We start from the raw sequence: 20,803 nt of genomic DNA on the forward strand, positions 1-20,803 counted from the left end.
TAGATATCGCGTCCCCAAACCCGATCCAGCAATTGTTCACGACTCCAGACCCTGCCCGGCTTTTCCATGAACGTGCTGAGAAGCCGGAATTCGGTTGGACCCAGTTTCAAGGGCTTGCTGTCGCGGCTGACCTTGTGGGTTTCCGAATCCAGAATGATGTCATCGTACTCCAGTCGCAAGCCAACAGTTGCCGGTCGGACACGGCGCAGTTGTGTTCGGACACGCGCCATCAGTTCGACGATCGAATATGGCTTGACCACATAATCGTCGGCACCGGTTTCCAGCCCGCGAACCTTGTCTACCTCTTCTGATCGGGCCGACAGCATGATTATCGGGATCGAGCGTGTGTCCGGACGGCTTTTGAGCCGGCGGCAAACCTCAATCCCGCTTAGGTTGGGCATCATCCAGTCCAGAACAATGATATCCGGGCAGTCTTCGTCGACCAGCAGCATAGCTTCGTCACCGTTGGCCGCCTTTGAGACGCGAAAACCTTCGGCTTCAAGGTTGTAGGCCAGCACCTCGCGTTGGGCCAACTCATCCTCGACCACCAGAACCGTCGGTTGATCTGCGGACATCTCAAGCCTCTCCTACGCTGTTTGCGACGTTATATCGGCCTTGGGCCGAGCCTCGGTCGGGCGGTCGCCTGTAACCAGATACACCACCTGCTCGGCAATCGAGGTTACATGGTCGCCCATACGCTCGATGTTCTTGGCGATGAAATGCAGGTGCATACATGCCGAAATATTGCGCGGATCCTCAGCCATGAAAGTCAGGAATTCGCGGAACAGGCCGTTATACATCTGGTCGACCTCTTCATCACGGTTGATGACGTCGGTAGCCAGTTCCGCGTCGCGCTGAATATAGGCGTCCAGCGCGTCTCGCAGCATACGTTCAACCTCGCGCGCCATGCGGCGCAAGGCAGCGGCACTGCCGCTGATCTCGCCAGCACTGGCCAGAACGGTCGTACGCTTGGCGATGTTCTTCGCGTAATCGCCAATCCGCTCGAGATTACCGGATACTTTCAGGACCGAAAGAACCAGTCGCAGGTCACTGGCCGTGGGCGCGCGCAAGGCAATCAGACGCGCAGTTTCCTCGTCAATCAGGTCTTCCAACGCGTCGATAGCCTTGTCACCTTGCCGCACTTCCTGGGCCAGCTCAATGTCGCGGCTTTCAAGCGATCGCGCCGCGCTCATGATAGCAGCCTCAACCAGACCACCCATCTTCATGATATGCGCCTGGATCGCCTCGAGGTCGCGGTCAAAAGCAGATGCAATATGTTGTTCGCTCATTGTTTGATACCTGTGCTTAGCCAATACGGCCTGTAATGTAGCTTTCCGTGCGCGGATCGACCGGATTGGTGAAAATCTGACCGGTTTCACCAAATTCGACCAGATTACCCAGGTGGAAGAAGGCCGTTTTCTGGCTGACACGCGCGGCTTGCTGCATCGAATGGGTGACGATCACAACCGAGTATCGCGACCGCAATTCGTCGATCAACTCTTCGACCTGTGCGGTTGCAATCGGGTCCAGCGCCGAGCACGGCTCGTCCATCAACAGAACTTCCGGTTCAGTTGCCACGGCGCGGGCGATACACAGACGCTGCTGTTGACCCCCTGAAAGCCCCGTGCCGGGCGCATCCAGACGGTCCTTGACCTCATCCCAGATTGCGCCTCGACGCAGGGATTTCTCAACGATCTCATCCAGTTCCGCTTTATTCTTGGCCAAGCCGTGGATGCGCGGACCATAGGCCACGTTGTCGTAGATCGACTTGGGGAACGGGTTCGGTTTTTGGAACACCATGCCCACTTTGGCACGCAACTGAACGGGGTCGACCCGCTTGTCATAAATATCTTCGCCGTCCAGCAGGATATCACCTTCGACTCGGCAGATATCGATGGTGTCGTTCATCCGGTTCAGACACCGCAGGAAGGTCGATTTTCCACAACCCGAAGGGCCGATAAAGGCCGTGACGGTCTTGTCTTCGATCTCAACACTCACGTCCTTGATGGCGTGGGTATCACCGTAGTAAACCTGAACCTTCTTCGCGTTGATCTTGATGTCTTTGGAGTCCACGGTTCTCTCCACTCGTGTCATGTCGTTCATTATTGCCCCCAATTACCAGCGGCGTTCAAAGCGGCGGCGCAGTATGATAGCGATGATATTCATGGTCAGCAGGAACATCAAAAGGATGATGATGCCGCCCCAGGCCTTTTCGTAGAACCCGACATCAGCGCGTGCGGCCCAAGTGTAAATCTGGGCGGGCATTGCCGAGTTCGGCTCGGTAAAGCCGGCAAGGAACCCGTCGGGATATCCCCGCGCCACAAAACCTACCATGCCGATCAGCAGCAACGGTGCGGTTTCACCCAAGGCTTGTGCAAGACCGATGATGGTACCGGTCAGAATGCCCGGCGCGGCCAAAGGCAGCACGTGGTGAAACACCGCCTGCATTTTCGAGGCCCCTACCCCCAACGCCGCATCACGGATCGACGGCGGAACCGCTTTCAACGAGGCGCGGGTCGAGATGATGATCGTGGGCAATGTCATGAGAGTCAGAACCAGACCACCAACCAGCGGTGCCGATTGTGGCAGGTGCATGAACTGGATAAACACGGCCAGACCCAGAATACCGAACACAATCGACGGCACGGCTGCAAGGTTCGAAATGTTCACTTCAATTAGGTCGGTGAACCTGTTCTGTGGCGCGAACTCTTCAAGATAAATCGACGCTGCCACACCAATGGGCAAAGACAGGCCCAAAACCACCAGCATCATGAAAAACGACCCAATGACCGAGGCGCCGATGCCCGCACCGCCCGGGTTGTCAACGCCTGAATCCGCGCCGGTGATGAACGGCCAGTTGAAGGCCTGCTTGATGATGCCCGCCTGTTTCAGAGCATCAACCAGATCCAGATCGCTTAGCTGTAGAAACCGGCTGTCCTGCAAGGTGTCACGGGACACGCGGCCTTTGAAATACCCGTCGACACGACTGGATGCGGCCAGATCAAACTTGACCGGATCACCCAGCTTGCCGGGGTTGTCGGCATAATAAGTTCGGATGGTTCCACCGATTTTGCCAAGAAGACGTTCGATGGCCGCTTCGTCGAAATCAACGCTGATCCCCTGGTCTTCCAGTTCCTTGCTCAACTGAGCGATGAACAGGTTGGAATAGGCTTTGGTCTTGAACAACGTACTTTCCGCCTCGTCTCGTTGCGCAGCAGACAGGGTGAAATCCACGCTGACAACAGTGCGCTGAAAAGCCGGAATGCCCTGCGACAGGATCGAGGCGAACAGAACGATCAGGAAGAACAGGCCCGTTGCAATAGCGACAATCCCGTAGGCCCGAAATCGTTTCTCTGCATTTGCACGTTTTTTGGTATGTGCATCCGCTACAGTCAGCGAGACAGAGCGATGACCTGTTTCAGAGCTTTGCATGCTGGCGTCGGTCATTCGTATTGCTCCCGATACTTACGCACGATGTAGAGGGCAAAGATGTTCAGCCCAAGCGTGAGAGTGAAAAGGGTCATACCCAGGGCAAAGGCCACAAGCGCTTCGGGCGATGCGAAATCCGCGTCGCCGGTCAGCTGGCTCACGATTTTTGCGGTGACCGTCGTCATGGCTTCAAACGGGTTCAGGCTCAGCCGTGCTGCCGCCCCTGCCCCAAGGACCACGATCATTGTCTCACCTATGGCGCGCGATGCGGCCAGCAGGATCGCCCCCACGATACCTGGAAGGGCCGCAGGTAAAACAACCTGACGGATGGTTTCGGATTGCGTTGCGCCCAGTCCGTAAGAGCCGTCGCGCATGGCCTGCGGCACCGCGTTGATGATGTCATCCGACAACGAGGACACAAACGGGATCAGCATGATGCCCATGACCAACCCAGCGGTCATGACTGCCGTGCCAGCCTTCATCCAGCCAAGCCCGTCATCCCCGAACAGGCCAAGCAAAAGCGGACCAACAGTAAGCAGCGCAAAAAGGCCGTAAACGATGGTCGGGATACCGGCCAGAATCTCGAGCAGCGGTTTTGCGACGGCGCGGACACGGGGTGACGCGTATTCGCTGAGGTAAATCGCAGCGAACAACCCGATCGGGACAGCCACTAGCAGGGCAACGAGCGAGATATAGAATGTCCCCCACAACAAGGGAATAATACCAAGTTCAGACGACCCGCCGCGCCCCGAAAAACTGGGGGCCCATGTCGTGCCGAAAAAGAAATCGGTAGCAGGGTAGAGCTTGAAGAATTCCCAAGTGTTGAAAACCAGGGACAGGACAATCCCGACAGTGGTCAGAATTGCGATGGATGCGGCCGCCAGCAACAGGATACGCACCCCCTGCTCGACCACATTACGCGCGCGGTATTCCGCGCGAGTTTGAAACCAGCTGACTGCAGCACCGGCGAGTGCGGTCAGTATGACGGCGACTGCCATGATCGAATAGCCGGTCGCATTCATGATCCGATAGGTTTGCGCCGCGCGCAGCACAGGTTGCGTGATGTCAGACGTCACCACTTGCCCGGCAACTTTCAGGCGCTGGGTCATGTCGATCACATCCGCGCGCGCGTTACGCGCCAGTTCCACGGGTATCTGCCCGGCGGCAACTGCGTTATCCAGACCGTACGCGGTGCGACGGACCTCGGCCATGACCAGATTGAGGGACGCGCCGTTTTCGATGGCGGAACCCGAGATCATTTCGGATACCTGAGAGTTCACATAAAGCGGTTGTACCAGCAACCAGAGGATCATAAGGCCAAATGCGGGAACGATCGTCTTGAGGGCGACATTTGCACCATAATACGACGGCAGCGAGTGCAAAGCCCGGACATCTCCTGTGGCGCTTTGCAGGGCGCGTGTGCGCCCCAACACGTAACCGACTGCAGCAATCGCTAGCACGATCAGAACAAGCCATACTATCGGCATGAAACCCCCATTTGGTCTTGGCCGGGAAAGCTAATAAACGTGGGGGCGACAGGAATGCCGCCCCCGGTATTTCGAACCAAAGGCCGGATTAGCTGCCCGAACCCATGGTTACTTCGTTGGCGATTGCATCCTGAGTCTTTGCCAGCTCAGGGTCCGCAACCAGACCATAATTTGCCAGAGGACCCGAAGCACCTGCGATTTCGTCGTGGGTAAAGAACTGGGCGTATTCTTTCAGGCCGGGAATCACGCCGATATGGGCTTTCTTCACGTAGAAGAACAGCGGGCGCGAAACCGGATATTCACCGGTCGAGATGGTTTCGGTCGAAGGAGCGATACCCGACATGGTTGCCACTTTCAGCTTGTCGGTGTTGTTCTCGTAGAACGCCAGACCAAAGATGCCGATGCCATTGGGATTGGTGTCGATACGCGCCAGCGTTTCGGTGTAGTCACCATCAATGTCGACCGCTTTCCCGTCGGTACGAACGGCCAGACATGCATCTTCTGCGTCGTCTTCGCTCATGCCGCCAGCAATCATGGCTTCCATCGCGCCGGTCGCTTCACAACCGATCAGCAGAACTTTTTCTTCGAACACTTCACGGGTGCCGTGTTTGGTGCCCGGAATAAAGCCAGCGATTTCTACATCAGGCAGTTCAGGGTTGAATTCGGCCCAAGTAGTGTAAGGATTATCAACCACTTCACCGTCTTTCAGAACTTTTGCGCCCAAAGCGTTAAAGATGTCGGCAGGTTCAAAAGCGGTGAAGGCAGGACCGGTCTGCTGGCTTGCAAAAACGATACCATCATAACCGATGCGGACTTCCATGATGTCAGTCACACCGTTTTCGGCGCAGGCTTTGATTTCTTTTTCACGGATCGCGCGCGATGCGTTTGCAATGTCGATGGTGTTTTCACCAACACCTTCACAGAAACGCTTCAGACCAGCTGACGAACCGCCCGATTCAACAACCGGGGTCGGGAAATCGGTGTTCTCACCAAACAGTTCCGCAACGATCGAGGCATATGGCAGAACGGTCGACGAACCGGCAACCTGAACGTTGTCACGGGCAGCGGCGGTGGTTGCCGAGACGGCGGCGATTGCCAGCGCAGAAGCCGACAGTTTCACAAAGGACATTTCAGTCTCCTTGAAAAGGTATGATTGATCACCCCCATGATGATCCTGCGTGCACCCCTAGGGGCCGTGCGTAAGCCTTTTGTGACAAGTGTGTAACGCTTTTATGACAACTCTCGAATATCCTGAGATTTCGGGTCAAAAAATCGTAACGAGGAAGATTTCGTAGGGTGGTAATGCGGGAAGGGCTACCGTGGTAAGATGACCGTAAACACGGAACCTTTTCCCAACTCACTTTCCACGCGCAACCGTCCGCGGTGGCGATTGACGATGTGCTTGACGATGGCCAGCCCCAGCCCCGTTCCACCCAACTGGCGGGACCTGTGGTTGTCGGCGCGATAGAATCGCTCGGTCAGGCGTGGCAGGTGTACGGAATCAATTCCTGGCCCCTTGTCGATGACCTTCACCCGCACCCCTGGCCCACGCATCGCCGCGTCACGCTCTGATGACAGAACGTTGACTGTGACGCTACCACCGCTGGCACCGTATTTTATTCCGTTTTCGATCAGGTTGGTGAATACCTGCCGTAACTGATCGCCGTCTCCGGTAACGGAAAGCGGGCCGTCCTGTGCGTCAAGCGTCAGCGTCACGCCCGCCTCTTCCGCAAGGGGGCGCAACGAGTTCATGGTGGATTGCAGCAGCCCTGTCAGCTCCAGCTGTTTATTTGGGCGAACTCTTTCTTCGCTTTCCACGCGGTTCAGGGACAAAAGATCGCCAACCAGCCGGTTCATCCTGTTGGCTTCATCGGCCATGATTTGCAGGAACCGGTCACGCGCAGCCGGATCGTTACGTGCAGGGCCACGCAAGGTTTCAATGAAGCCCATCAGTGCCGTCAAAGGCGTCCGCAATTCGTGACTGACATTGGCAACAAAGTCGCGGCGCATCTGACTTGCCTGCTCCAGATGCGTGACATCTTGAAAAGTGGTCAGAACGGCCCCGCCCGACACAGCTCCGACCCCGTTCATATACCGGCATTGCACATCAAATGTTGTGTCCTGCGCGCCATCATTGGAAAGATGACGCGCTGCCTTGGTTCCTTTGGACTGAAGGCTTTGTTCAATCGCTTCAAGAACCTGTGGCTGCCGCAGGATGGTCGCAAAATGCCGCCCCACGATACTCTGCCCCAGAAGGGTTTTCGCATCCGTATTGGCGGCAATGATCCGTTCGGTCTGATCCACCAACAACGCGGGCATTGGGATGGCCTGAACAAATCCGTCTAGAAGGTCATCTGACATGCTTCAAACCCCGATCAATCCGCGCGCTTTATTGAACAGGTCTCAGAGTGTCCCGAAACCTGCGCATGTTTTCCTGATAATGCAGCGCGCTTAGGGTAATCCGTTTTGCTGCGGCCTCGTCAAGCTGGCGCACCACTTTGCCCGGAGACCCCATCACAAGGGAATTATCCGGAATCTCCTTGCCTTCCGTGATCAGGGCCGCTGCCCCGATCAGGCAATTCCGCCCGATCCGGGCACCATTCAGAACAATCGCGCCCATTCCGATCAGAGTATTTTCTCCGATCGTACACCCGTGCAGCATCACTTTGTGTCCGATGGTGCAATTCGGACCAATCGACAAAGGATACCCGGCATCGATGTGCATGACGCAGTTTTCCTGAACGTTGCTACCTGCACCAACGCGGATTTCCTCGTGATCTGCGCGAATCGTGCAGCCGAACCAAACCGAGGCGCCCTGTTCCAGCACAACCTTGCCGATCAGGTTGGCATCGGGTGCAACCCATGTGTCCTCGTGAATTTCGGGCATGTGCTCGCCTAACGCGTAGATCGTCATGACAGCCCCTCGAATTCGTTTTGAAGCTTGCGCACGTGTTGTTGCAGATTTGGCTGTTGAATACGGCGCATCCGTTCGGCGCTGACGATGGTCTTGAGCTTCTTTTCGGTCGCCTCAAGATCGTCATTGATCAGGACATAATCGTAATAGCCCCAGTGGCTGATCTCATCCCAGCTTTTGAGCATCCGCCTTGCGATAACTTCATCGCTATCTTGCCCACGTGATTCCAGACGGCGGCGCAGTTCGGGGATCGAAGGCGGCAGGATGAAGATCGACAACGCATGCTTACCCAGATCCGAGTTGCGGATCTGAACCTCGCCTTGCCAGTCCACGTCGAACAGCACGTCCTTGCCTGCGTGGATCGAACTGCGCACCGGATCAGCGGGTGAGCCGTAGAAGTTACCGAAGACATGCGCATGTTCCAGCATCTGGCCATCGGCGACCTTCTGCTTGAACTCGTCTTCAGAAAGAAAATAGTAGTCCCGCCCATCTTCTTCCCCCGGACGCGGGGCACGGGTTGTGGCCGAAACCGAAAACTCAAGGTCCTTGTCCCAGTCCATCAGCCGCTTTGCCAGGGTGGATTTGCCTGCCCCGGACGGGGAAGACAGGATGATTAAAAGGCCTCGGCGATCCGCCATATCAGTCGTTCCCATCATTATTCTACGTTTTGCACTTGTTCGCGCATCTGATCGATCACCGCCTTCAGTTCCAGCCCGACAGCCGTCAGCTCCGTACTCTGAGCCTTGGAGCACAGCGTGTTGGTTTCGCGGTTGAACTCTTGCATCAGGAAATCAAGCTTGCGTCCGACAGCCCCGTCCTGCCCAAGCAGCTCTCTTGCTGCGGCCACATGTGCAGACAGGCGGTCGATCTCTTCAGTAATGTCGGCTTTGACCGCGATCAAAGCCAGTTCCTGCGCGATGCGATCCGGGTCCGCGCCCTGCGCGTTGTCCAGTACGTGCGCCAGATTGTCCCGCAATGTCGCGGCCATCTTGTCCTTACGATGCGCGGCCAGATCAGCTGCCTGAGCTGTCAGCGCCGCAACCTGATCCAACTGAGTGTTCAGCACGTCAGCCAACGCTTCGCCCTCGGTCCGGCGCATTTCGACAAAAGCGGCCAACAGGTCGTTGAAATCTTCGGTCAGGCGCGCAACCAGCGGAGCGGGATCATCCGCATCTGCGGTTGCATCCAACATGCCTTTCAGTGCCAATAGGTCCGAGGCGCGCGCCGGCTCCAGAGCAATACCGCGCGCAGCTGCCATCTTGTGTGTTTGTTCCAAAGCGCTCAGGGCCGCGGCCATAGCGACCTCGTTCAATGCCAGTTCCGAGGCAGAGTCCTCGCGGGTCAGACGCATTGAAAGGGTCACATTCCCTCGGCTCAAGGATTTTGACAGCGCGGCCCGAAGGGCCACCTCAAGCCCGGTCAGCCAATCAGGGACGCGCAGGCGCATATCAAGGCCTTTGCCGTTAACACTGCGCAACTCCCACGTCCAGCTGTGCGGTCCGTATTCCCCCTTCCCCGAGGCAAACCCGGTCATGGATCTGATCATGCCTGTCCTTTCCTGTGACCTCACCCATTTGGATGTGTGCCGCACCTAATGCGATTGGCCGGTGCAGAGCAAGAGTTTGCTGAGGCCGCATTTGTTTGGCGTAAGTTAACCATTCGTTAAAGAATTGCTCCAAAATTGAATAAACCCGAGTCAAACTACCCCTGGTAATGGCTTGCAGGCCACAAATGCTCCGGTTGTGTTGCATTTTATGAAAATGGCGGCCAATTGACGTAAGGGTGAAGAAAATGAAAACCTTTTTCGGGACTGGTTCCGGGTCAGAATTTGGAAAGATCGTCGCAATGGATCGCTTTGACAGTGGGCGCAGCCTTACGCCGATCCGCCAGGCCGAGGCGTATTGGACTGCATTGCTGAGCGGTGACGGTGTTCCGATGCGGTCTCAGGTCGACCCGCGTGGACTGGAAAACATACTTGAATATACTTTCATTCTTGAACGGATCGCGCCCGGACTGGCCCGGTTTCGTCTTGCCGGAAGCCACTTGAACGCGCTTGCGGGGATGGAGGTTCGCGGCATGCCTGTGACGGCCTTCTTTCAGCCTGATGACCGCGCCAGTCTTAAGGACGTTCTGGAGCAGGTATTCGCAGCACCCGCCGTTGCCGAACTGGGGCTGGATTCGAGCGGGATACTGGGACGTACCCGGATGCAGGCCTGCATGATCCTTTTGCCGCTCAGAAGCGATCTGGGCGACGTCAGCCGGGTTCTGGGCGTCATGGTTGCGGATGGTGCGATTGGTAAAACCCCACGCAGGTTTTCGATTACGGATACGCGGATCAAATCGTTTTCGGAAGTTCAGGCGCCAGTTCCTGCTATGCCTCAAACCGTTGACGGTTTCGCCGAAGACCAAACGGATTTCAAACGCGCGGCCAAACACCTTCGTCTGGTCGTGTCGCGCGATGACTGAACTAGATTGAACACCCGGAACAAAAAAAACAGCGGACCGTTGGCCCGCTGTTTTTCTTTCTTTTCTATCGCTTAACTTGCGGCGCGTTTTGATCCGTTACGGCGCAGGTTGGTCAGTTCTTCCGCCACAAGGAACGCCAGTTCCAGCGACTGAGACGCGTTCAGGCGCGGGTCGCAGGCGGTGTGGTAACGATCCGACAGATCCTCTTCGGTCACGGCACGCACACCACCGGTGCATTCGGTAACGTCGAGACCGGTCATCTCGAAATGGACACCGCCAGGGATCGTGCCCTCGGATTGATGCACACCAAAGAAATCGCGCACCTCACGCAGGACAGAATCGAACGGGCGGGTTTTGTAGCCCGTGGCCGACTTGATGGTGTTGCCGTGCATCGGGTCGCAGACCCAGGTGACCTTGGCACCTTCTTCCTTCACGGCCTTGACCAGACGCGGAAGGTGTTCACCCGCCTTGCCTGCACCAAAGCGCGCGATCAGGGTCAGGCGGCCCTCTTCATTTTCAGGGTTCAGCTTCGACATGAGAACTTTGAGGTCTTCTGCCGTCGTCGTCGGACCACATTTCAAACCGATCGGGTTCAGAACGCCACGACAGAACTCGACATGTGCACCGTCAGGCTGGCGTGTACGGTCGCCGATCCAGATCATGTGACCAGACCCGGCCAGCCAGTTGCCCGAGGTCGAATCCAGACGGGTCAGCGCCTCTTCATATTCCAGCAATAGACCTTCGTGGCTGGTGTAGAATTCAACAGTAGAGAATTCGTGCGTCGTGTCTGCCGTGATGCCAGCTGCTTCCATGAAGTCGATGGTGTCCTGAATGCGGTCTGCCACCTCGGAGTACTTCTGAACGTCCTGTTCGTCGGTAAAGCCCAGCGTCCACGAATGAACACGGCTCATGTCGGCAAAGCCACCGGTTGAAAAGGCACGCAGCAGGTTCAACGTGGCCGCCGCCTGTGTATAGGCCTGCAACATCTTGCCGGGATTCGGAATCCGCGCTTCGGGCGTGAACGCCAATTCGTTGATAATGTCACCGCGATAGCTGGGCAGTTCTACACCATTCACAACCTCTGTCGGGGCGCTGCGCGGCTTTGCAAATTGGCCGGCCATGCGACCGACCTTTACCACCGGCACCTTGGCACCATAGGTCAGAACCATCGCCATTTGCAGCATCACCTTGAAGGTGTCACGGATCGCATCGGCGCTAAATTGTTCAAAGCTTTCAGCACAATCCCCGCCCTGAAGTAGGAAGGCCTCGCCGCGACCGGCGGCACCAAGATGTTGCTTGAGGCGCCGCGCCTCACCGGCAAAGACCAGCGGGGGATACTGCGAAAGCTGGGCCTCGACCTTGGCCAATGCGGCCTCGTCGGTATAGTCTGGCATCTGAACCCGGGGCTTGTTGCGCCAGTTCGTTTTTTGCCATTCGGTCATAGCTTTGATCTCCGCTGAAGTGTTCAGGTCGCCTCTATACAAAAAGCAATGAAGAGTGACCATATCCCATTTGCGCCTCTTGACGCCGCAAACAAGCTTTGATCATGGTGACTGCCAAATACGCCGCAGGATACCTGGTTTTCCCGCGCAAAATTAAGGACATTTTGTCATGCAAGTGCAACGCCAAGCAGTCACGGTCGAAAATGCTGGGGCCATGCCCCGTCATTTCGTTTTTGTCCTTTTGGACAAGTTTTCGCTGCTGTCTTTTGCATCGGCACTCGACAGCCTGCGCATCGCAAACCGCATGGCGGACAAACAGCTTTATACATGGACTCTTTCAGGTGAAGGCGGAGATTCGATTTCATGTTCGGCCGGAACCGAATTCAAGCTCGATCGTGACCTGGACGAACTGCAACGCGACGATGTCGTTCTGATTTGTGGGGGCGTTGACGTGCAGGCTGCTACAACCAAACGCATTCTGAACTGGTTGCGGCGCGAGGCACGGCGCGGACTGCGGATCGGCGGTCTGTGCACGGCTGCTTATACCTTGGCCAAGGCCGGTCTGCTGGACAACAAGCGGGCGACGATACATTGGGAAAACTCCGACAGTTTCATCGAAGAGTTCGATGAGGTCGAGTTGACGAAAGCAGTCTTTCAGATTGACGGCAGTCGTATGACGACGGCTGGGGGGACCTCTTCTATCGATCTGATGCTCAAGTTGATTGCAGACGATTTCGGCGAAGACCTGGCAAATGCGGTGGCGGATCAGATGATCTATTCGTCTATCCGGACAGATCAGGACACGCAGCGCCTGTCTACACCGACACGTATTGGCGTACGTCACCCCAAGTTGAGTCAGGTCATTCTGATGATGGAAAAGAACATAGAAGAGCCGATCTCACCTTCGATTCTGGCCAAGGAAGTCGGCATGTCGACCCGCCAGCTTGAGCGCCTGTTCCGGCGTTATCTCAGCCGCTCGCCCAAGCGGTACTATATGGAGCTTCGTTTGCACAAGGCGCGGAACCTGCTGATGCAAACCGATATGAGTGTCATCAACGTAGCCCTGGCCTGTGGGTTCGCCTCGCCTAGCCATTTCTCGAAATGCTACCGGGCGCATTACAACACCACGCCCTATCGCGAGCGTGGTGCGCAAAGCGGGCGGCTATCGGTGTAAGGTCACTCCGCCGGAGATATTCTGTAAATTGCCCCCTTCCCAACCGAAATAAACCAGATCGACCCGTCTGGCGCTTCGACGATATCGCGGACGCGGTCGGTTTCAGGGCTTCTGATCTGTTCGGCCTCATGCATTGGATCGCCCTGAAGTCGAGCGATATAGTCAAATTTCAAAGATCCTACGAAAACATCACCTGCCCATTGCGGCCAGAGCTTGCCGGAATAAACCAGCAGGCCGGATGGCGCGATGGAAGGATCCCAGTAGTGAGCTGGCTGTTCCAGCCCCTCTTTGGCTGTACCTTCCCCGATTTTTTCACCCGAATAATGCGTACCATAGGAGATGAGAGGCCAACCATAATTCCGGCCTGCGCGGGGTTGATTGATTTCATCTCCTCCCCGCGCCCCGTGTTCCGAGATCCAAAGTCGGCCAAGCGCGTCCAAATCCGCGCCCTGTGGATTTCGATGACCGTATGACCATATCTCGGGTTCGATATTCAATTGCCCGACAAAGGGGTTATCTGCCGGAACCGTCCCATCGCGGTTGATATGAATGACCGAGCCCAAAGGATTGGACCGATCCTGTGCATTCTCCGCGTGTCCCCGCTCGCCCAAAGTCACGAACAATGTCCCGTCCAGCGCTTCGACCACACGGCTGCCAAAATGCCGACCACCCGTACCACCTGGCGATGCCTCGAAAATTACTCGAAGGTTCTGAAGGTTTTTGCCAGTCTCGGACAGGCGCGCAACCGCAACCGCAGTCCCTGCACCGTCGCCCTGAGGTTTTGCGAAGGTCAGAAAGACCTCCCGGCTTTGATTGAAGTTGCGTGAGATCGTGACGTCCAACAATCCGCCCTGCCCCAAAGCCGCGACCTTTGGAACGCCTGAAACACCCTCTACTTGACTATTTCGCACATACAGCAACCTTCCATCCCGTTCCGTGACGAGGAAGCTTTCATCGGGCAAAATGCCAACCGCCCATGGGGTCTCCAGCCCGCCGACCATTTCTTCAAGCTGGACCATCCCGGCTGAAACCGACAGCGTCTGGGCCGCGGCATTCAAGGCGCAGAGTGAGAAAGACAGAATCATCGCCGTTCTAAGCATTCTGGTCCCTTTCGGTGACAATCAGGGGTGAGTCCCAACAAAACAGATAGGATTTCAAACGAAAAAGACAGGTTTGCGTTAGGACTTTTCTTTTCCGAACAGCTTGCCTAGGGTCGTCGCCAGAACGAATACGTTCACAACTGGGAGTAACCATATGAAAAAGCTGCTTACTGCAACTGCAGCAACTGCATTGCTGGCCGGCGCAGCCATGGCCGAAGATGTCAAACTGGGGATTTTGATCGGCTTTACCGGCCCGATTGAATCGCTGGCCCCTGCCATGGGATCAGGCGCGGAACTGGCAATCGCCGAAGTCAACGAATCCGGTAAGTTCATGAACGGTGCCAGCGTGGCTGGTGTACGTGCTGATACCGGCTGTATCGACAATGGTCTGTCCACCTCGAACGGCGAGCGTATGATCGCTGACGGCGTTGCAGGCATCATCGGCGGCGACTGTTCGGGTGTTACCGGCGCGATCCTGCAAAACGTTGCCATTCCAAACGGCATGGTCATGATCTCGCCTTCGGCGACCTCGCCCGGCCTGTCGACCATGGAGGACAACGGCCTGTTCTTCCGCACCGCGCCGTCGGATGCTCGCGAAGGTCAGGTTATGGCTGATATCCTCAAGGATCGTGGCATCAACTCGATCGCGCTGACCTATACCAACAACGACTATGGCAAAGGTCTGGCCGATGCGATTCAGACGTCCTTTGAGGCGGTCGGCGGCGAAGTGACCATCGTCACGGCGCATGAAGACGGCAAGGCCGACTATTCGGCTGAAGTTGGCGCGCTGGCCTCGGCCGGTGGCGACATTCTGGTTGTCGCGGGTTATCTGGACCAGGGTGGTCTGGGCATCATCCAGTCGTCGCTGGACAGCGGTGCGTTCGACACCTTTGGTCTGCCCGGTGGCATGATCGGTGACTCGCTGCCCGCAAATGTCGGCCCCGACCTGAACGGCTCGTTCGGTCAGATCGCCGGGTCCGGTGGTGAAGGTGCAGAAAAGTACTTTGCACTGGCTGAAGCAGCCGGGTTTGACGGGTCGTCGCCCTATTCGCCCGAATCCTATGACGCGGCAGCGCTGTTCATGTTCGCCATGCAGGCCGCCGGTTCGACCAACCCCGCAGATTACGCGGGCAAAGTAATGGACGTCGCCAATGCGCCGGGTGAAAAGATTTATCCCGGTGAACTGGCGAAAGGTCTGGAACTGCTGGCCACCGGTCAGGACATCGACTATGTCGGCGCCTCGGGTGTCGAGCTGATCGGCCCCGGTGAAAGCGCGGGTTCCTATCGCGAGATCGAAGTGACCGACGGCGAGAACAAAACCGTCAACTTCCGTTGATCCCGCATATCAAGCTATGAAATCAGACAGCCCGGGCCTTGTGCCCGGGCTGTTTCAATGACAAAAGGCTGCACCTCGTTTCACGGGGACAAGGCAAGGGGATACCATGATCGTCGTCGAGGACGTGCATAAGCATTTCGGCGGATTTCACGCGGTGGATGGGGCGTCGCTGGAAATCCAAAAAGGGTCGATCACCGGCCTGATCGGGCCCAACGGGGCCGGAAAAACCACTCTGTTCAACGTGATCGCCGGTGTTTTGCCCCCGACCAGCGGCAAAGTGGTCATGGACGGTGAAGATATCACCGGCCTGCCCCCGCATGAGTTGTTTCACAAGGGTTTGCTGCGCACGTTCCAGATCGCGCATGAATTCTCGTCGATGACCTGCCGCGAAAATCTGATGATGGTGCCCGGTGCGCAGTCGGGTGAGGCGCTGTGGAATACCTGGTTCGGACGCAAACGCATCGCTGATGAAGAACGCGCGCTGAAAGCCAAGGCAGACGAGGTGCTGGAGTTTCTGACCATCGAACATCTGGCCGATCACAAGGCAGGTCAGGTTTCGGGCGGTCAAAAGAAACTGCTGGAACTTGGACGTACCATGATGGTGGACGCCAAGATCGTATTTCTGGACGAGGTCGGAGCAGGCGTGAACCGCACCCTGCTGATGACCATTGCTGATACGATCCTGCGCCTGAACAAAGAGCGTGGTTATACGTTCGTCGTTATCGAGCACGACATGGATTTCATCGGCAAGATCTGCGACCCGGTCATCTGCATGGCCGAGGGCAAGGTTCTGGCCGAGGGCACTCTGGATGAGATCAAGGCAAACGAGCACGTGATCGAAGCCTATCTTGGCACCGGCCTCAAAAACAAAGACAAGCTGGAGGCCCAGACATGACCGCTGGCATGAGCGATAACCCCTATCAGGACGACAAGGGCAACAAGGACGCATCGATTACCAACACGCAAGGTATCGGTACAATGACGCCTGCCCATCGGAAAAGCGGGACGACTCATCGCGTTGAAGGCGGCCCGTTTCTGATTGGCGACACCATGACCGGCGGCTATGGCAAAGGCCCGGATATCCTGCATGACTGTACCATTGCCGTGGACAAGGGTGAAATCGCAGTCATTGTCGGACCGAACGGTGCGGGCAAGTCAACGGCGATGAAAGCTGTGTTTGGGATGCTGGATGTTCGCGCCGGCTCAGTGCGTCTGGATGGCGAGGATATCACCAGCCTCACCCCGCAAGACCGCGTAATCCGCGGTATGGGCTTTGTTCCTCAGACGTCGAACATTTTCACCTCGATGACTGTCGAGGAAAATCTGGAAATGGGTGCCTTCATTCGGCGCGACGATTTCTCGGACACGATGGAGCAGGTCTATGACCTGTTCCCGATCCTGCGCGACAAACGCAATCAGCCCGCCGGAGAGCTTTCTGGCGGTCAGCGCCAGCAGGTTGCCGTGGGTCGCGCGCTGATGACGCAACCCAAGGTCTTGATGCTGGACGAGCCGACCGCGGGTGTCTCACCCATCGTGATGGATGAGCTTTTTGACCGCATCATCGAGGTCGCGCGCACCGGCCTGCCGATCCTGATGGTTGAACAAAACGCCCGCCAAGCGCTTGAAATCGCGGATAAAGGATATGTTCTGGTTCAGGGGCGAAACGCCTATACCGGTACGGGCAAGGAACTGCTGGCCGATCCGGAGGTGCGGAAGAGTTTCTTGGGGGGGTGAGGATTAGGTTTTTTCTCGTATTTCCGATGGCTTGGCTGCTCCAAGCATCCGTTCTTTGGGCAGCTTGGGACTAATACGGATTCCCGGCAAATTGTAGCATGTACGCTGTGTGTGAGGGACAAGTGTGCGTGCGGGCAAGTTTACCGCTTTCTTCGCTTGTTTTGAGCCGTGAGAACAACGACTATTTTCTGGAAGAAAGTGAAGATCGACGTGTCAAACTAGGGTACTTTGAAAATTACGCTCAGGCCGAAACATACATTAAACAAGATCCTAAACCCGACTATTTTATCGTTATCGTGCCAAACGGTGAAATTGCTGACGCGTTTGGTATGAACCTCATCCCGATAAGTAACTGGGGTCACAATGCGTTTCTGTCTAATCGAATGACAAAAATTGTTTGCAGCGCCATTCATGAGGGTTTGTACTAAGGAATTCTTCGACGTCCTTGTGACGCTCTCCAACTTCGTTCTTGTTCCCGCAATCGACTGAAGCCACCAGTCTAGCAAAACATGCAGATTGAACTCGGTATCCAACTGTCTCATGTCCTCCATCACCATCCCAACAATTCCACGCCTCGGCTGCAATCCGGTCACATTGGGCGTTTAGCGCCGGGCGCTGTGAAGGAAACGGTTTCCCGGACAAGCAGATCTGGTTCCGAGAAATCAAGCGAACCTTCTGAATGAAAAACTCTATTCAGGACCCAAGAATGAAAAAATGGATGTGGGTGGCCGTCGCCACTTTGTGCGCGACTGCAGCAACTGCGCAAGAGCGCCACTTTGTCTGCGTCTCAGACCGCGACGGCAGTGAAGTGCGCCTCAAACGGGCGTCGGAAGGAGACAAGGGCATCATCGAAACCACAAGTGTTTCTGGCGATGCGATGGTCTTCAAAGGCGTTGGCAACATGACGTTTGTCTATATTCAGGGCGATGAGGTCATGACCTTTGTCGTGAACTATGACGACATGACCTTTGATCTCTCGGTCAAAGGCCCCAATGCGGGGACCGATCGCGGCGCTTGTACTGAAACAAACGTCTGAGCCCCCTTCCGACCATCTCAACCACGCACCGGAATTGACCGGTGCGTGACTGAGCCGGGCTTGATGTGGAAAGTCCGTCCTTCGTGAAAATTTTCTAGGTTTTTTTGCGCTACCAGCAGGAAAATATGACGATAAACCGCGTGCAAAACATTGTGCCCGCGCAGACCGTTATGCCATAAGGTCGCACCCGGACAGTGAGAAGAAATAATGGACTTACTCAACGCGCTTGTTGCGCTTGCCAACTTTGTCATCGTGCCTGCGATTGCCTATGGCAGTCAGTTGGCGTTGGGAGCGCTTGGCGTGACCCTGATCTACGGAATCCTGCGGTTTTCGAACTTTGCCCATGGTGACACCATGGCCTTTGGCGCGATGATCGCTGTGCTTGTCACCTGGGGTTTGCAAGCCGTTGGTGTCAGCTTCGGGCCGTTGCCGACTGCCCTGCTTGCTCTGCCCTTTGCCATCCTTGGCTGCATCCTGCTGGTGTTGGTCACGGACAGGCTGGTCTACCGCTTTTACCGCGAACAAAAGGCCAAGCCGGTTATCCTTGTGATCGTTTCAATGGGTGTAATGTTCATCATGAACGGTCTGGTGCGCTTTATCATCGGGCCGGATGACCAAAAGTTCTCGGATGGTGCAAGATTTCTGATATCCGCGCGGGACTTTAAGTCCATGACGGGCCTACAAGAGGGGCTGGCTATCAAGACCTCGCAAGGGATTACACTGATAGTGGCCGTTATTGCCGTGGCCTTGCTGTTTTGGTTCCTCAACAAAACACGAACCGGAAAGTCGATGCGTGCCTATTCCGACAACGAGGATCTCGCGCTGTTGTCCGGTATCAACCCTGAACGTGTTGTGATGATCACCTGGATCATCGTAGCCGCCCTGGCGACCACAGCGGGTGTACTTTATGGGCTGGACAAAAGCTTTAAACCTTTCGTCTATTTCCAGCTTCTGCTTCCGATATTCGCTTCGGCCATCGTGGGTGGCCTAGGCAACCCACTGGGCGCAATTGCAGGCGGGTTCATCATCGCGTTTTCCGAGGTGACGATCACCTATGCCTGGAAAAAAGTACTGACCTATGTGGCCCCCGAAAACCTGGAGCCGTCCGGATTGGTTCAACTCCTGTCCACCGATTACAAATTTGCTGTCAGCTTTGTCATCCTGCTGATTGTGCTTCTGTTTAAGCCCACGGGCCTGTTCAAGGGAAAAGCAGTATGACCGAATCTGTCAAAAACACTCTGCTTTTCATAGCGGTTGGCAACCTCATTCTGCTGACCGGTTTCACGCAAAGCTGGAACACCGCCGTTCTGATTCTGAACATGGGGCTGATCTCGGCCATCATGGCGATCGGTGTGAACCTGCAATGGGGCTTTGCAGGCCTGTTTAACGTGGGGGTCATGGGCTTCGTCGCGCTGGGCGGTCTGGCCGTGGTGCTGGTATCAACAGCGCCTACCCCGGGCGCCTGGGGCGCTGGCGGTTATGGTATCGTTCTGTCCTTGGTGTTGGGGGCTGCCACCGTGGTTGCAGCCGTACTGGTGGCAACAAAAATGCCCAAAGGCCGGGTGCAGACGCTCACAATAATCACTGTCCTTATTGTCGGCTTTTTCCTCTACCGGGCCGTGTTCGACCCCAATGTTGCCGCGGTCGAGGCCATTGACCCGGCGATTGCCGGTAACATTGGTGGTCTGAACCTGCCCGTTCTGCTGGCCTGGCCTGCCGGAGGTCTGCTGGCTGCCGGGGCGGCATGGCTGATTGGCAAAACCGCGCTTGGGCTGCGGTCAGATTATCTGGCAATTGCCACGCTGGGTATCGCCGAGATCATCATCGCCGTCATGAAGAACGAGGATTGGCTGGCCCGCGGCGTGAAGAATGTCTATGGCATTCCGCGCCCCTCACCGGTTGTCGGGTACGAAGTTGAATTGCAGCAAGATCCGGCTTTTCTGGCCCGCGCCGAATGGCTGGGGCTGGATCCGGTCACTGCATCCACCCTCTCGGTGAAACTTGGGTATTCGCTGCTGTTCATGCTGGTTCTTCTGGCGTTACTCTGGATGGCGCAGATGGCGCTGAAAAGCCCGTGGGGTCGCATGATGCGCGCAATCCGCGACAATGAAGTCGCGGCCGAAGCCATGGGCAAGGACGTCACCCGTCGCCACTTGCAGATTTTCGTATTGGGGTCGGCCATTTGCGGCATCGCAGGCGCTATGATGACCACTCTGGACGGGCAGCTGACGCCAGGCACCTACAATCCGCTGCGCTTTACCTTTCTGGTTTGGGTCATGGTGATTGTTGGCGGTTCCGGCAACAACTTCGGAGCCGTACTTGGCGCGTTCCTGATCTGGTTCTTATGGGTCCAGGTCGAGCCGATTGGTTTGTGGTTGATGAGTGTGATCACCGCTGGCTTACCGGATGGCAGCGCGCTGAAGTCACATCTTATTGATAGTGCCGCACATATGCGCCTGTTCACGATGGGCCTGATCCTGTTGATTGTTCTCAGATTCAGCCCAAGGGGTCTGATCCCCGAGAAATAGGTCAACGCCACGTTCCAATACGCAAAACCGCGCCACTAATCTGGCGCGGTTTCTTGATTCTTAAGGTTTTTCTGAATAAACGGACCCACCACAGTGTTTTTGATTTGCAGCAGGTCCCTGGCACTCACACCCGCCTATACCGTTTTAATCAATCAAC

The 20,803-nt window shown here is 56.2% G+C and carries 21 protein-coding genes; 9 read left to right on the top strand and 12 right to left on the bottom strand.

Going from position 1 to position 20,803, the window contains the following annotated elements; all coding sequences use genetic code 11:
- From AC2FND_RS12175 to AC2FND_RS12220, 10 genes are all read right to left on the bottom strand, one after another.
- The coding region (locus tag AC2FND_RS12175) for a response regulator (RefSeq protein WP_496769979.1) at positions 1-575 on the bottom strand (575 nt) is incomplete at its 3' end.
- A gap of 12 nt (positions 576-587) precedes the next feature.
- Positions 588-1,289, bottom strand: coding sequence for a phosphate signaling complex protein PhoU (gene phoU / locus AC2FND_RS12180; protein WP_209503929.1), 702 nt, complete (start codon positions 1,287-1,289; stop codon positions 588-590).
- 16 nt (positions 1,290-1,305) lie between these two features.
- Positions 1,306-2,103 (bottom strand): phosphate ABC transporter ATP-binding protein PstB, encoded by a 798-nt coding sequence (gene pstB / locus AC2FND_RS12185; RefSeq protein ID WP_480480931.1) that lies wholly within the window; start codon positions 2,101-2,103, stop codon positions 1,306-1,308.
- A gap of 12 nt (positions 2,104-2,115) precedes the next feature.
- A complete protein-coding gene (pstA, locus tag AC2FND_RS12190; RefSeq protein WP_480485635.1) occupies positions 2,116-3,447 on the bottom strand; it encodes a phosphate ABC transporter permease PstA in 1,332 nt (443 codons plus the stop codon).
- Positions 3,444-4,916, bottom strand: coding sequence for a phosphate ABC transporter permease subunit PstC (gene pstC / locus AC2FND_RS12195; RefSeq protein ID WP_496769981.1), 1,473 nt, complete (start codon positions 4,914-4,916; stop codon positions 3,444-3,446). Before pstC ends, pstA begins: the two co-directional genes overlap by 4 nt.
- 88 nt (positions 4,917-5,004) lie before the next feature.
- Complete coding sequence (locus AC2FND_RS12200) at positions 5,005-6,045, bottom strand: substrate-binding domain-containing protein (protein ID WP_209503925.1); 1,041 nt, start codon at positions 6,043-6,045, stop codon at positions 5,005-5,007.
- A gap of 185 nt (positions 6,046-6,230) precedes the next feature.
- Entirely contained in the window at positions 6,231-7,277 is a 1,047-nt protein-coding gene (locus AC2FND_RS12205; protein WP_496769983.1) for an ATP-binding protein, read from the bottom strand.
- 28 nt (positions 7,278-7,305) lie between these two features.
- Positions 7,306-7,830, bottom strand: coding sequence for a gamma carbonic anhydrase family protein (locus AC2FND_RS12210; RefSeq protein ID WP_496769985.1), 525 nt, complete (start codon positions 7,828-7,830; stop codon positions 7,306-7,308).
- Positions 7,827-8,468, bottom strand: a complete 642-nt coding sequence (gene gmk / locus AC2FND_RS12215) for a guanylate kinase (protein ID WP_209503922.1) — start codon at positions 8,466-8,468, stop codon at positions 7,827-7,829. The genes AC2FND_RS12210 and gmk overlap by 4 nt, the downstream gene beginning before the upstream one ends.
- 17 nt (positions 8,469-8,485) lie before the next feature.
- Positions 8,486-9,376, bottom strand: a complete 891-nt coding sequence (locus tag AC2FND_RS12220) for a YicC/YloC family endoribonuclease (protein WP_496769987.1) — start codon at positions 9,374-9,376, stop codon at positions 8,486-8,488.
- 245 nt (positions 9,377-9,621) lie between these two features.
- On the opposite strand from AC2FND_RS12220, the gene AC2FND_RS12225 reads away from it, so the two are divergent.
- Complete coding sequence (locus tag AC2FND_RS12225) at positions 9,622-10,296, top strand: PAS domain-containing protein (protein WP_496769989.1); 675 nt, start codon at positions 9,622-9,624, stop codon at positions 10,294-10,296.
- A 71-nt stretch (positions 10,297-10,367) separates the two neighbouring features.
- Here the strand turns inward: AC2FND_RS12225 and AC2FND_RS12230 are convergent, their stop codons facing one another.
- Positions 10,368-11,738, bottom strand: a complete 1,371-nt coding sequence (locus AC2FND_RS12230) for a class II 3-deoxy-7-phosphoheptulonate synthase (RefSeq protein ID WP_209503919.1) — start codon at positions 11,736-11,738, stop codon at positions 10,368-10,370.
- A gap of 169 nt (positions 11,739-11,907) precedes the next feature.
- On the opposite strand from AC2FND_RS12230, the gene AC2FND_RS12235 reads away from it, so the two are divergent.
- Entirely contained in the window at positions 11,908-12,912 is a 1,005-nt protein-coding gene (locus tag AC2FND_RS12235) for a GlxA family transcriptional regulator (RefSeq protein ID WP_209503918.1), read from the top strand.
- A 2-nt stretch (positions 12,913-12,914) separates the two neighbouring features.
- Here AC2FND_RS12235 and AC2FND_RS12240 read toward each other — a convergent pair whose 3' ends face one another.
- Positions 12,915-14,012 (bottom strand): PQQ-dependent sugar dehydrogenase, encoded by a 1,098-nt coding sequence (locus AC2FND_RS12240; protein ID WP_496769991.1) that lies wholly within the window; start codon positions 14,010-14,012, stop codon positions 12,915-12,917.
- Between the two features lie 154 nt (positions 14,013-14,166).
- On the opposite strand from AC2FND_RS12240, the gene AC2FND_RS12245 reads away from it, so the two are divergent.
- From AC2FND_RS12245 to AC2FND_RS12275, 7 genes are all read left to right on the top strand, one after another.
- Positions 14,167-15,348, top strand: a complete 1,182-nt coding sequence (locus AC2FND_RS12245; RefSeq protein ID WP_496769993.1) for an ABC transporter substrate-binding protein — start codon at positions 14,167-14,169, stop codon at positions 15,346-15,348.
- A gap of 106 nt (positions 15,349-15,454) precedes the next feature.
- Complete coding sequence (locus tag AC2FND_RS12250) at positions 15,455-16,243, top strand: ABC transporter ATP-binding protein (protein WP_209596275.1); 789 nt, start codon at positions 15,455-15,457, stop codon at positions 16,241-16,243.
- Positions 16,244-16,251: 8 nt separating this feature from the next.
- Complete coding sequence (locus AC2FND_RS12255; protein WP_209504888.1) at positions 16,252-17,082, top strand: ABC transporter ATP-binding protein; 831 nt, start codon at positions 16,252-16,254, stop codon at positions 17,080-17,082.
- Positions 17,083-17,210: 128 nt separating this feature from the next.
- A complete protein-coding gene (locus tag AC2FND_RS12260; protein WP_496769995.1) occupies positions 17,211-17,510 on the top strand; it encodes a hypothetical protein in 300 nt (99 codons plus the stop codon).
- Positions 17,511-17,788: 278 nt separating this feature from the next.
- Positions 17,789-18,118: a hypothetical protein gene (locus AC2FND_RS12265; protein ID WP_496769997.1), complete on the top strand. Its 330-nt coding sequence runs from the start codon at positions 17,789-17,791 to the stop codon at positions 18,116-18,118.
- 207 nt (positions 18,119-18,325) lie between these two features.
- Positions 18,326-19,336, top strand: a complete 1,011-nt coding sequence (locus AC2FND_RS12270; RefSeq protein ID WP_496751785.1) for a branched-chain amino acid ABC transporter permease — start codon at positions 18,326-18,328, stop codon at positions 19,334-19,336.
- On the top strand, positions 19,333-20,646 hold the full coding sequence (locus AC2FND_RS12275) for a branched-chain amino acid ABC transporter permease (RefSeq protein ID WP_496769998.1): 1,314 nt from the start codon (positions 19,333-19,335) through the stop codon (positions 20,644-20,646). Before AC2FND_RS12270 ends, AC2FND_RS12275 begins: the two co-directional genes overlap by 4 nt.
- Positions 20,647-20,803: the final 157 nt, after the last annotated feature.

It is taken from the genome of Ruegeria sp. BHSB056, from assembly GCF_059613305.1.

Bases quoted from the DNA above. Each gene is read 5' to 3' on its own strand.
- pstB (WP_480480931.1), bottom strand. From the start codon at position 2,103: ATGAACGACATGACACGAGTGGAGAGAACCGTGGACTCCAAAGACATC.
- AC2FND_RS12240 (WP_496769991.1), bottom strand. From the start codon at position 14,012: ATGCTTAGAACGGCGATGATTCTGTCTTTCTCACTCTGCGCCTTGAAT.
- AC2FND_RS12265 (WP_496769997.1), top strand. From the start codon at position 17,789: ATGAAAAAATGGATGTGGGTGGCCGTCGCCACTTTGTGCGCGACTGCA.
- AC2FND_RS12230 (WP_209503919.1), bottom strand. From the start codon at position 11,738: ATGACCGAATGGCAAAAAACGAACTGGCGCAACAAGCCCCGGGTTCAG.
- AC2FND_RS12225 (WP_496769989.1), top strand. From the start codon at position 9,622: ATGAAAACCTTTTTCGGGACTGGTTCCGGGTCAGAATTTGGAAAGATC.
- AC2FND_RS12255 (WP_209504888.1), top strand. From the start codon at position 16,252: ATGAGCGATAACCCCTATCAGGACGACAAGGGCAACAAGGACGCATCG.
- AC2FND_RS12205 (WP_496769983.1), bottom strand. From the start codon at position 7,277: ATGTCAGATGACCTTCTAGACGGATTTGTTCAGGCCATCCCAATGCCC.
- pstC (WP_496769981.1), bottom strand. From the start codon at position 4,916: ATGCCGATAGTATGGCTTGTTCTGATCGTGCTAGCGATTGCTGCAGTC.
- AC2FND_RS12275 (WP_496769998.1), top strand. From the start codon at position 19,333: ATGACCGAATCTGTCAAAAACACTCTGCTTTTCATAGCGGTTGGCAAC.
- AC2FND_RS12220 (WP_496769987.1), bottom strand. From the start codon at position 9,376: ATGATCAGATCCATGACCGGGTTTGCCTCGGGGAAGGGGGAATACGGA.
- AC2FND_RS12200 (WP_209503925.1), bottom strand. From the start codon at position 6,045: ATGTCCTTTGTGAAACTGTCGGCTTCTGCGCTGGCAATCGCCGCCGTC.
- gmk (WP_209503922.1), bottom strand. From the start codon at position 8,468: ATGGCGGATCGCCGAGGCCTTTTAATCATCCTGTCTTCCCCGTCCGGG.
- AC2FND_RS12270 (WP_496751785.1), top strand. From the start codon at position 18,326: ATGGACTTACTCAACGCGCTTGTTGCGCTTGCCAACTTTGTCATCGTG.
- AC2FND_RS12235 (WP_209503918.1), top strand. From the start codon at position 11,908: ATGCAAGTGCAACGCCAAGCAGTCACGGTCGAAAATGCTGGGGCCATG.
- pstA (WP_480485635.1), bottom strand. From the start codon at position 3,447: ATGACCGACGCCAGCATGCAAAGCTCTGAAACAGGTCATCGCTCTGTC.
- AC2FND_RS12210 (WP_496769985.1), bottom strand. From the start codon at position 7,830: ATGACGATCTACGCGTTAGGCGAGCACATGCCCGAAATTCACGAGGAC.
- phoU (WP_209503929.1), bottom strand. From the start codon at position 1,289: ATGAGCGAACAACATATTGCATCTGCTTTTGACCGCGACCTCGAGGCG.
- AC2FND_RS12245 (WP_496769993.1), top strand. From the start codon at position 14,167: ATGAAAAAGCTGCTTACTGCAACTGCAGCAACTGCATTGCTGGCCGGC.
- AC2FND_RS12250 (WP_209596275.1), top strand. From the start codon at position 15,455: ATGATCGTCGTCGAGGACGTGCATAAGCATTTCGGCGGATTTCACGCG.